The following is a 9,856-nucleotide window of genomic DNA, read 5'->3' as shown; positions in this document are numbered from 1 at the left end:
GCCGTCGCCGTCCCGGAAGACGAACAGATCAATGCCCGTCCCGCCCAGCAGCACGTCGTCGCCCGTTCCGCCGATGATCGTGTCGTCGCCGCCGCGCCCGTCCAGCGTATCCGCGCCGCCGAAACCGGCGAGGATGTTGCTTCGCACATCCCCGGCGAGGCGGTCGCCGAGCGCCGACCCTTGTAGGTCCGTCAGACCCGCCAGATCGAGTCGGGACCCGATGCCATTCGAGTCCAGTCCCAGATTATCCTCGAGCGCCTGATGCCAAAGGTCGGCGATGTGCTCGTAGCCCGCCTGGTTGGGGTGGAGACCACTATCCACGGGGGGCCGGGAAATATCGGTCTCTGTCAGAGAACTCATGTCCACGTAGGCAACGTTGATCCCCGCCGCCGCAAGCTCCGCTATCAAATCGGGAAGGAGGGCATTGAACGCATCGGCGGTAGCCGAGCGATCCTCGCCTTTCAATTCGGCGATGATCGGCGGTATCGAGGAAACGAGGATCACAGCCTCCGTGGCCGCTTCAGACAAGCTAATGATCAGCGATCGGAGGTCGGCGATCATGATCTCGGGGGTGTCCGTCGAGGTGTCGTTCGTTCCCGCCATCAGCATGATCGCGTCTGGGTCCGCGGCGGCGACGATCGAGTCGGATGCTTCGTCTAGTAGGTTGATAGACCAGCCACGACGGCCTTCGTGGTCATTATCGATGTCGTCTGGCCCGTTGGACTGGCTCCCGACGAAGTCGACGGCGATTCCAGCACCATCCAGCCGTCGAGCCAGGAAGGTCCGGTAGCCACCGCTTTCGGTGTCGTTGGCGCCGACCACACCATAGGTGATCGAGTCGCCTAGCGGCATGATTCGGGGAACCAGGTAGCCGTTACCGGATTCGAGGTCGGCGACGATCGCCCTATCCTGCGTGGGGGCAAGAGCCATTCGACGAGCCTCTCTTGTAAATTAAACCGTTGAAACAACTTGTTTTTTTGCCGGCTTCGCAGCCTGCTTCAGGTCGGGCCGAGCCACTGGAACTGCTCAAAATTGCCAACATATGGCCATATTTCCATTCTGCGCGTGGATCGGCAAGCCCTTCGGCCGGTCAAAGATGTTGGCGCGACGTCCTATGGCTTGAGGTCATAGCGCTCCACCAGGCTCTCGGCGATCACCGTTGCCATCGACATGCTCGGATGATGCCGGTCGAAAATGACCGGCGCCCCGTCGACCAACAGCTCGCAAGCCTCATCGCAGATGAGCGGTGCTGGATCGAAGATCAACGGGGTTGCCAGTGTCTCTAGATAGGCCGTGATCGCCGCGTGGCGTTCTGCGAACTCATCGAAGGCGAAGCTGACGTCGCCGCCTCGGGCCAGGTGGATCGGCACGAGGTAGCCCGGATTCGGAAGCTGGCTGACGACGATGACGCGAAGCCCAGCTTCCGTCAGGCGGTCCACCGTGTCGGCGAAACCGCCTCGAAAGCCATCCTTCTCGAGAACATCTTCAAACCAAGCCGAGAGTATCACGGTATCGATGTCTGAGGCGGGATCCAGAAGGTAGGCAAGCACCAGATCATTGTGTTCCCGGCACTGGAAGCTGCGTATTCTGTCCATGCCAAGCGCGGGGGCGCACGAAGTGTAGCTAATCTGCTGGACGGGCACGTATTCCGAGAGGCCATAGGCCAGCTCGACGCCGTGGCTATCGCTCCAGACCGCCGTCGTCGGAACGCCCGAGCCGAGAACACAGCTTTCGGCAATGTCGCCGAGGCCGGACATCCTGTGACAGCGGTCGCGGGCAGGACTTACGTCCTCTCCGGCTGCTGCGAACCTCAGGATGGTGTCGGACCAACGCGTCGGCCAGCCGTCGGTCGTCTGGATCCAGCCGGCGAGAGTGACCGCCACCAATACGCCCGCGGCAGACCCGTAGAAGACCCCGCTGCGCCGCACCCTGGTCCGGTCACGAAACGGCCGTTCGACGAAACGCCATGACAGCCACGCGATGACGATCGAGATCAGGACCACGAGGACGGCGGACAAACGTCCCTCCAGCCAACCACCGTAGTCTGCGAAGACGATGAGGGGCCAATGCCATAAATAAAGGGAATACGAAATCAGGCCCAGCCCGCGAACGGGGCGCCAAGCCAAAGCCGCTCCCGCCTTCGTCCCGTCACCACACAGGATAACGAGGACCGAACCGATGACCGGAACGGCGGCAATTGCGCCGGGGAAGGCCATTTCGGGACCGATGAAGACCACGCCTCCAACGATCAGGGCGAGGCCGGCAACAGTGGCCAGTTCGCGAACCACCCGGTTGGACGGTCGGGGCAGGACCGCCAGCGAGACGAGAGAACCGGCGGCCAGCTCCCACGCCCGGGTCGGCAGCAGGTAAAAGGAGGCGTCGGGCATCCTGGATGAGAATACGACGCTCAACGCGAACGACAGGATGGTGGCGATAACGACGAAGGGGATCAGCAATCGAGGAGCCCACCGCAAGATCCCGATAATTAGGACCGGAGCGAAGATGTAGAACTGTTCCTCAACGCCGAGCGACCAGATGTGAAGAAGAGGCAACTCATCCGCAGCCGGGGCGAAATATCCCGACTGCCGCCATAAGACGATGTTCGCCACGAAGGTCACGGCCCCGATGACCTGCCCGGGCAGAACGCGCATCTCGCGGGGAAGGAAGAGGAGGCTCGCGCCGGCCAGCACGAACAGGACCACGCAGAGCAGGGCAGGCATGATCCGCCGTAGCCGCCGGTCGTAGAAATCGATAAAACTGAACCGGTTCTGAATGGACTCTCGGTAAATGATGCCGGTGATGAGATACCCGCTGATCACGAAGAACACGTCGACGCCGATGAAGCCACCGCTCCAGCCTAAAAGCCCGGCGTGATAAAGCACCACGGCGAGGACGGCTACAGCCCGAAGGCCGTCAACATCGGGTCTGTATTTCACAGACTTTTCCAAAACCAAAGCCTTCAACTCGCTACGGATGCGCCTACGGCAGCCTCCATAACTCAGGTTGCACCGCTCCAAAACCCATGACGGGCCTTACAATCCGAACTGGTAGAAGCGGTTTGGCCCAAGGGGAGCCGGAGGTCTCAGGGGGTTCGAACAATCCGCTTCGTGGTGGTGCCTCAGCGGCGCTGTCATGTCCGGATGGCCCCTGACTGCAGGTGCTGGTTGGCGGCATGGCGATCGTAGCCAGGCAGGCATATCACCGACCTTCCAGGATGGTGTCCCATCTCGTGGTGTAGCTGATGGCGGACCTCGCGCTCTGTTGCGGGCCGGGCAGGTCAGTCGCGCTGCGCAGCAGGCAGGCTGCCCATGACATCATCGCAGTCCGGCGCGAGCGTTTCCAGCGTCAGGTAGCGGCCGCGCTGGACGGTCCATTCTTCGGTCTGCTCCATCAGGATCGCGGACGAGCCTGCGGATCGAGCTCTCGTTCGGGAAGATGCCAACGACATCTGTGCGCCGCTTGATCTCGCCGTTCAGACGCTCGATCGGGTTCGTGCTGTGAAGCTTAGCACAATGCTGGGCCTGGAAGGTCAGGTAGGCCAGCACATCCTCCTCCGCCGTGTCCATGAGCGCGGCCAGCTTCGGCAGCTTCGGCCGCATCTGGTCCGCCACCAGCCGCCATTGGGCCTTGGCCGTGGCGTGGTCGGGCTGGGCGAAGGCGGTCGCGATGAAGGCTGACACCACCCGACGGCTGCTCTTGCCGGCATGAGCCAGGGCATTGCGCTGGAAGTGGACGCGGCAGCGCTGTCAGGTGGTGGACAGCACTCGCGCAGTCGCGGCCCTGATGCCCTCGTGCGCATCCGAGATCACCAGCTTCACGCCGCCAAGGCCGCGGCGCACGAGGTCGCGGAGGAACTCGGTCCAGAACGGCTCGGCCTCGGAAGCGCCGATGGACACGCCCAGTACCTCGCGCCGCCCGTCGGTGTTCACGCCCACTGCGATGGTGACGGCCGCGGAGACGATGCGACCGCCCTGGCGCACCTTGAGATAGGTGGCGTCGATCCAGAGGTAGGGCCATTCCCCCTCGATGGGTCGGGTGAGGAAGGCATCGACGCGCTCGTCAATCTCCTCGCAGAGCCGGCTGACCTGACTCTTGGAGATCCCGGTCCCACCCATGGCCTGCACCAGATCGTCCATGGACCGTGTCGAGATGCCGTGGACGTAGGCCTCCTGGATGACGGCGGTCAGGGCCTTCTCAACCTAGCGCCGCGGCTCGAGGAAGGACGGGAAGTAGGAACCCGTCCGCAGGCGCGGGATGCGCAACTCGACGCTGCCGCACGGGTCTGCCAGTCCCGGTCGCGGTATACCGCCTCTTGGCTAATGTCGGTGCGCTGCTCGAATGGCAATCCAGAGAATGCAGGTTTTTGTTCCAGCCTTGCTTCGCAGGCTATATTGGTTCGTGTTCAACGGAGAGAATGAGATGAAATTCGCAACCACCACCGCGCTTGCTGCGATCGCCACCGTCGGCCTGGCCGGTGCCGCTTTTGCACAGCAGATCGACAATCAAACGTTTGGTGTCGGCGTCGAAATCAACGTCGCGCCGATCGTCAGCGTCTGGGGCGGCACATCTGCCGTGCTGACCATGACGGGCGCAGACGGCAACAACCTGGCGACCGCGCCGGGATCGCTCGCCTACATCAACAACGTCAATGCTGATGTATCGGCCTCTGTGGCTGTGAACGGCGCCCCCCTCCCCACTGGGTCGGCAGACGCCATCCATTTCCACATCTTCCCAAATGGCACCGCGAACGATGCTTCCCTGGCGACGCAGGCAAATGGTTATGCGCCGGCGGGGGCCGCTAGCTGGACCCCGGCCGATGCCAATGCCGGGGGTGTTTCGCAGGAAGTATTCGACGATATCGCTCCCAATCTCGGCGGTGGGCAGCTGAACATGCTCTATGCCGTCACGTCGCCGGGCGGCACCCCCGCGGTGACCAGTTCCCCCTACAGCCTGACCGTGACCTACACCATCGCTGCGGACAACTGATCCGGTCATCATCGGCGATTAGAGCGCCATGGCTCCCGGGGAATCCCCGGGGGCGACCCGGCATATGATAATCCGTGTGGAGGCCATCTGCCTTTGCAGAGGTAATTTCGTGAAACTATCGGTTTTCCGTTCGATCGTTGCGATCGTATTCCTACTAGCTTTGAACCATTCGGCGGTTGCCCAAGGGTTCATGGCTGAGCCCATTCGGGTCGAAGCAGTCGCACCACGTGGCGGGATGGTCGAACAGACCGTAACGTTTAGTAGTACCGCCGTAGATGGGCCGGGATTGATTGAGCTTCGGCTGGTGGAATTGTGGCAAACTGCGAGCGGGTCTTGGGCATTTCGCGAGCCAATGGAATCCGGTGAGTACGAGCAGAGCGCATTGCCGTTCCTCGAATTGGACTCTGACAGCCTTGAGATCGCGCCCTTGTCACCTGCCACGGCGACCCTTCAATTCCGTGCACCGCGCGACGCGCGGGGCACCTATGTCGCGGCGCTACTGGCGGAGACACCTGCGCCCGAGCAGATAGAGGGTGGCGTCGTTGTCCGCATAAGGTTCCTGATCCCTGTCATTTTCGACATCCAGGGCCGCCCGGCCCGACAGGACGTCCGGCTGGAAGAGCCGGCGATGGCGTTCGTTGATGAATCCGGACAGGCCCCTACGACCGTCGCCTCGATGACGATCGCCAATGCCGGCCAGACCCTCTCACGTGTCGAGGGAACGATCATCGTCGAGCGCAGGTCCGGCGATAGCTGGCGCACCGTGACGCGGAGCGAATTGCGCGAGAGGTCGATCCTCCCCGGCATGACGCTGGAACTCCTGTCCGACCTCGAGCGCCGCCTGCCGTCGGGCGAATATCGTCTGCGCGGCGAGCTGACGGTCGACGGTCGCCGCCTCGCCCCTGTGGTGCGCGAGATCGACTTCGAGGGCGATCCCACCATCGACAGCGTGGCCTACGATACCGAGCTTCGTCTCACACCCGGTCTGGTAGAGCTCGACGTGGTGCCGGGGGCGACCCGCACCGGTGTGTTCCGGATCGAGAACCCGGGCGAGAACCCGGTCCAGGTACGCCTTGCCTCTGCCACCCCGCGCGAACTGTTGGGAGTTCGCATGGGCGAGCTTGACGGCACTGACATTTCGGCCGCGTCCTGGACGCGGATCCAGCCAGAGACTTTCACCCTCCGCGCCGGCGGCAGCCAGAACGTCCGGGTGATCAGCGCCCTGCCCGGCGACGCCGCCGAGCACGGCAACTTCTACGCGAACATGATCCTTTCAGGCACCTATCCCGACGGGCAGAGCGCCGGTAGCCAGAACTCGATCGTACACCTGTCGAACGCGGCCGTACCCTCCATGCCCGACGGAGTGGTCGAGCAGCTCGGCGCCGCCGAGGCGGAGGCCGGCATCTACGCGGTGCAGGTCCGTTTCGTGAACACCGGCAACGTGCACCTGGAGCCGAATGCCCGCCTCCTGCTCGTCACGCCGCAGGGGCAGTCCGTGCGGAATGTCGGGCTGACCTCGGACGAGGGCATGCTGCTGCCGCTCGCCCGGCGCATCTACGGCGGCGAGCTGAGCCTCGAAGGGCTGGACCCGGGTGTCTACGGCCTGCGCGCCGTGCTCGACCTCGGCGACGGCGTCGAGGTGGCGGGCCAGCAGATCGCTGCGGTGGAGGCCGGGCCGGATGGGGGCGCGATGCGCCTCGTGCTTCTCGAGGGCGAAGACTTCAATCCGGAGGCGACAGAGGCCCCGGCGGACGAGTGAGGACTCCCCGTGAAGACGGGGTCGAACGACGGAACGGGCGACAGGCCCGCCAGTGAGGGGAAGGTGCGGAATGAACGGATTGCTCAGAACGGTTCTGCTCGCGGGGGCGGTCGCCGCCGGGGCGGCGTCTCCCGGCGCCGCACAATCGGGAGACAGCGCGTCCGCCCCTGTCGAGATCATGGTCGTGCCCTACGCGTCCCTTCAGTTCGTCGGCACTCCGCTCCTGAGCCTTTCGGTGCCACCGCCCGGATCGACCATCCCCTCGTCTGGGGTGCTTTTCGACGTGATCGGGAACGCCACCGCGACCCTGCAGGCGGAGCCTGACAGCTTCCTCACCGTGCCGAACGAGGGCTTCATGGGCAGGGCCATCAGCGGCGGCAACTCGATCGGCTACAAGGTCGAACTGCGTTACCCGCGCACCGGACTTCCCGGCTCGCCCGTCGGCTACGCAGGGCTTCCCGGCTTCGAGGAAGGGCCGACGGTCCCGGCTCTCTCGGTCGATCTGACCGCGACCGGCGGCATGCGGCGCGGCGAGATCCACATGGAGGCCCATCCGGCCTGGACAGTCGACGGCGGCTTGGCTTTGCCCGGTCTGTATGAAGGGCAGATCATCCTGACCCTCTCGGCCTCGTAAGTGGGGTTGTCAGAGGAACTTCTTGAGCGGGGCAGGGTGCAAACCTAGCCTCGTCAGATGACCCAGCCGAACCCGTTCCGCTACTTTAAGTCCAGCCCGGACATCATCCGCCAGGCGGTGATGCTTTGCGTCCGCTTCCCGCTCTCGCTGAGGAACGTTGAGGACCTCCTGCACAAGTGAGGCATCGAGGTCAGCCACCAGACGATCCGCTACTGGTGGAACAGGTTCGGGCCGATGTTTGCAGCGAAGACGGATCCAGAGCCTGCGGTTCAGCAGATGGCGGTGGCACCCCGACGAGGTCGTCGTGAAGATCAACGGCAAGACGCACCACCTCTGGCCCGCCGTCGACGACGAGGGCGAGTTGCTGGAGGCGGTCGTCGCTCAAACGCGTGACCGCACCGCAGCCTTACGTTTCCTGAAGAAGCTGCTGCGCCGACGTGGTCGGCCGACGCCCTAGTCACCGACAGGCTCCGGACCTACGGCGCAGCCTCAAGGCAACTCGACCTGCAGAACAGGCAGCAGTCGGAAGGTCGCTGGATCAACAACAGGGCCGAGAACTCGCACCTGCCGCTCCGGCGACGAGAGAGGGCGATGCTTCGCTTCCGGCGAATGCGAAGTCGGCAGAAGTTCGCCGCAGTTCCATTCTACCGTCTACAACCACTTCAACCTCGACCGCAGCCTTTTCCAGCCGATCCATTTTCAGAACGAGCCGCACTGCCGCACTTGAGGAATGGCGCGGCCTCTACGCGGGGTAGGGGCAGCTCACGCGCCACGAACTGAGACTGGTTCGCACTAGTCTGACAGGACCGTTTTTGCGCCCTTCTTAGTCTCAACAGTCCGGCAGCTGCCCAGCAGTCCTCTTGGGAGGAGGTCCAGGATGGTGAGGCGCGGATTTGCGCTGTCGGGCAACCCGACATCTGCGCGCGCCTCGTCTGCCACGCCAGCGTGAGCCTTGATGTGTTCGTCAGCGGCTCTGTCGCCGGCGACGGCGTGATAACCGAGCTGGTGGCGGGCCTCGCGCTTTGGTGCGGGCCGAGTAGGTCAGTTGCGCTGCGCTGCAGGCACATTGACTATGACATCATCGCAGACTGGCGCGAGCGTTTCCAGCGTCAGGTAGCGGCCGCGCTGGACGGTCCATTCTTCGGTCTGCTCCATCAGGATCGCTCCGACGAGCCTGCGGATTGAGCTCTCGTTCGGAAGAGCCCAACGGCATCGGTGCGCCGCTTGATCTCGCCGTTCAGACGCTCGATCGTACTCGTCGAATGCAACTTGGCGCGGTGCTGGGTAGCCGCAGGCGCGGGGCGCCCGAGATCATAGGGCGGACCCGCTTGTCTCGGCCGAGCGGGAGCGGGGCGCCGGCGGATCGCGCTCAAGGAACGCGGATTGGCGAGATGCGGGTGAGCCCCACCAAAGGCGTGCGCCCCGTCCGGGCAGCCACTAGTAACGACGCGCCTCTACAGCACCACCAAATGCCAGTCATCTAAGGCGCTGACAGGCCGGTCGTCTTCGCGATCCGCTCTGAGACCGACTTCACGCTGATCGGCACGACCGATCAGGAGTATCAGGACGCGAAGTGCCTCCCGGTCTGCACCGAGGAGGAGGGGGGGGCGGCCAGCACGAAGGCTTCGGCAGGCAAGACGACGGAATAGGCGGCAGGTCCTTCAGCCGTCCGTGACGAACGAAAGCGTGCAGCGGAGACCTGCAGGAATCGAAAGGTCCGGGTTTCCAAGCGTGAGGACAATCCCGAAGGTTCCGCTGGCCACGTCGAAGACCCGGTCGATCCGGCTGACCGTTGCGAAATAGGTCCCCTCGACGGGGGAGGCGGGGTTGACCGTCGCCGTGTCGCCGATGGCGATGCTGCCATAAATCTCGACTGGCAGGAAGGCTACGACCTCGAGCGGGTCGAGCTGGACGACGGTCGCGACCCTGCCCTCCTGGGGCAGGTATTCGCCGGGGTCGAGTTCGCGCGCCGTCGCGATGCCGTCGATCGGGCTGCGGATATCCAGCAGCGAGAGCGCGGCGCGGGCACGCAGCAGTTCGCCCGCCGCGACGCGCTGGCTCAATTCGGCCTGAGCGAGGAGGGACCGGCTCGCCTCGACCGAAGAGCGCACCTCTTCGAGAGCTTCGCTGGTGACAACGCCGCGTCCCTGCAGTTCCTCAGTCCGGGCGAGCTGCATCTCGAGGAAATCGAGGCGCGAGCGCTCGGCCCGGATCGCGCTGTCGTCGTTCGCCCGAATGTCGAGAAGGGCTACCGTCGCCTCCTCGACCGTCGAATCCAGCCGGGCGATGACGTCGCCCTTGGCGACCTCGTCGCCCGGCTCGACACGGACCTCGGCGATGATACCGCCGGAGGGCCCGGCGACATCGACGACCAGAGAGGGGTCGATGACGCAATCATGAGCCTCTTGGGCCAGCGCCGGGGCAGCCGCCAGAGCGGCGGCGAGCGTCAGAAGGGTCCCAACGGCCCGCACCACGGA

The 9,856-nt window shown here is 64.3% G+C and carries 6 protein-coding genes and 3 pseudogenes; 4 read left to right on the top strand and 5 right to left on the bottom strand.

Annotated elements, in window-relative coordinates; genetic code table 11:
* From A37W_RS24330 to A37W_RS23290, 3 genes and pseudogenes are all read right to left on the bottom strand, one after another.
* The coding region (locus tag A37W_RS24330; protein ID WP_018303360.1) for a GDSL-type esterase/lipase family protein at window positions 1-930 on the bottom strand (930 nt) is incomplete at its 3' end.
* A gap of 182 nt (window positions 931-1,112) precedes the next feature.
* A complete protein-coding gene (locus A37W_RS0112395; RefSeq protein WP_026198470.1) occupies window positions 1,113-2,936 on the bottom strand; it encodes an acyltransferase family protein in 1,824 nt (607 codons plus the stop codon).
* Window positions 2,937-3,277: 341 nt separating this feature from the next.
* Window positions 3,278-4,303 (bottom strand): annotated as a pseudogene (locus tag A37W_RS23290) (IS256 family transposase); the annotation flags it as partial.
* Window positions 4,304-4,419: 116 nt separating this feature from the next.
* On the opposite strand from A37W_RS23290, the gene A37W_RS0112380 reads away from it, so the two are divergent.
* The 4 genes and pseudogenes from A37W_RS0112380 (at window position 4,420) to A37W_RS23285 (ending at window position 8,134) form a co-directional block, all read left to right on the top strand.
* Window positions 4,420-4,986, top strand: a complete 567-nt coding sequence (locus tag A37W_RS0112380; protein ID WP_018303355.1) for a hypothetical protein — start codon at window positions 4,420-4,422, stop codon at window positions 4,984-4,986.
* 352 nt (window positions 4,987-5,338) lie between these two features.
* The gene (locus tag A37W_RS0112375) at window positions 5,339-6,745 is read left to right on the top strand and encodes a hypothetical protein (RefSeq protein ID WP_156169351.1); all 1,407 of its coding nucleotides are present in this window, start codon (window positions 5,339-5,341) and stop codon (window positions 6,743-6,745) included.
* A 70-nt stretch (window positions 6,746-6,815) separates the two neighbouring features.
* Window positions 6,816-7,379, top strand: a complete 564-nt coding sequence (locus A37W_RS0112370) for a hypothetical protein (RefSeq protein WP_156169350.1) — start codon at window positions 6,816-6,818, stop codon at window positions 7,377-7,379.
* A 57-nt stretch (window positions 7,380-7,436) separates the two neighbouring features.
* Window positions 7,437-8,134 (top strand): annotated as a pseudogene (locus tag A37W_RS23285) (IS6 family transposase).
* A gap of 286 nt (window positions 8,135-8,420) precedes the next feature.
* Here A37W_RS23285 and A37W_RS23760 read toward each other — a convergent pair.
* A pseudogene (locus tag A37W_RS23760) lies at window positions 8,421-8,662 on the bottom strand (transposase); the annotation flags it as partial.
* Between the two features lie 378 nt (window positions 8,663-9,040).
* On the bottom strand, window positions 9,041-9,853 hold the full coding sequence (locus tag A37W_RS0112355; RefSeq protein ID WP_018303350.1) for an efflux RND transporter periplasmic adaptor subunit: 813 nt from the start codon (window positions 9,851-9,853) through the stop codon (window positions 9,041-9,043).
* Between the last annotated feature and the right edge of the window lie 3 nt (window positions 9,854-9,856).

Source organism: Wenxinia marina DSM 24838, from assembly GCF_000379485.1.
GTDB classification, from domain to species: Bacteria; Pseudomonadota; Alphaproteobacteria; order Rhodobacterales; family Rhodobacteraceae; genus Wenxinia; species Wenxinia marina.
The sequence above is the reverse complement of the archived record's forward strand: the minus strand, read 5'-3'. Positions and strand labels throughout refer to the sequence as shown.

What these genes read in the sequence shown, in the direction of transcription:
- A37W_RS0112380 (WP_018303355.1), top strand. Translation starts at nt 4,420, where the DNA reads ATGAAATTCGCAACCACCACCGCGCTTGCTGCGATCGCCACCGTCGGC.
- A37W_RS0112375 (WP_156169351.1), top strand. Translation starts at nt 5,339, where the DNA reads ATGGAATCCGGTGAGTACGAGCAGAGCGCATTGCCGTTCCTCGAATTG.
- A37W_RS0112370 (WP_156169350.1), top strand. Translation starts at nt 6,816, where the DNA reads ATGAACGGATTGCTCAGAACGGTTCTGCTCGCGGGGGCGGTCGCCGCC.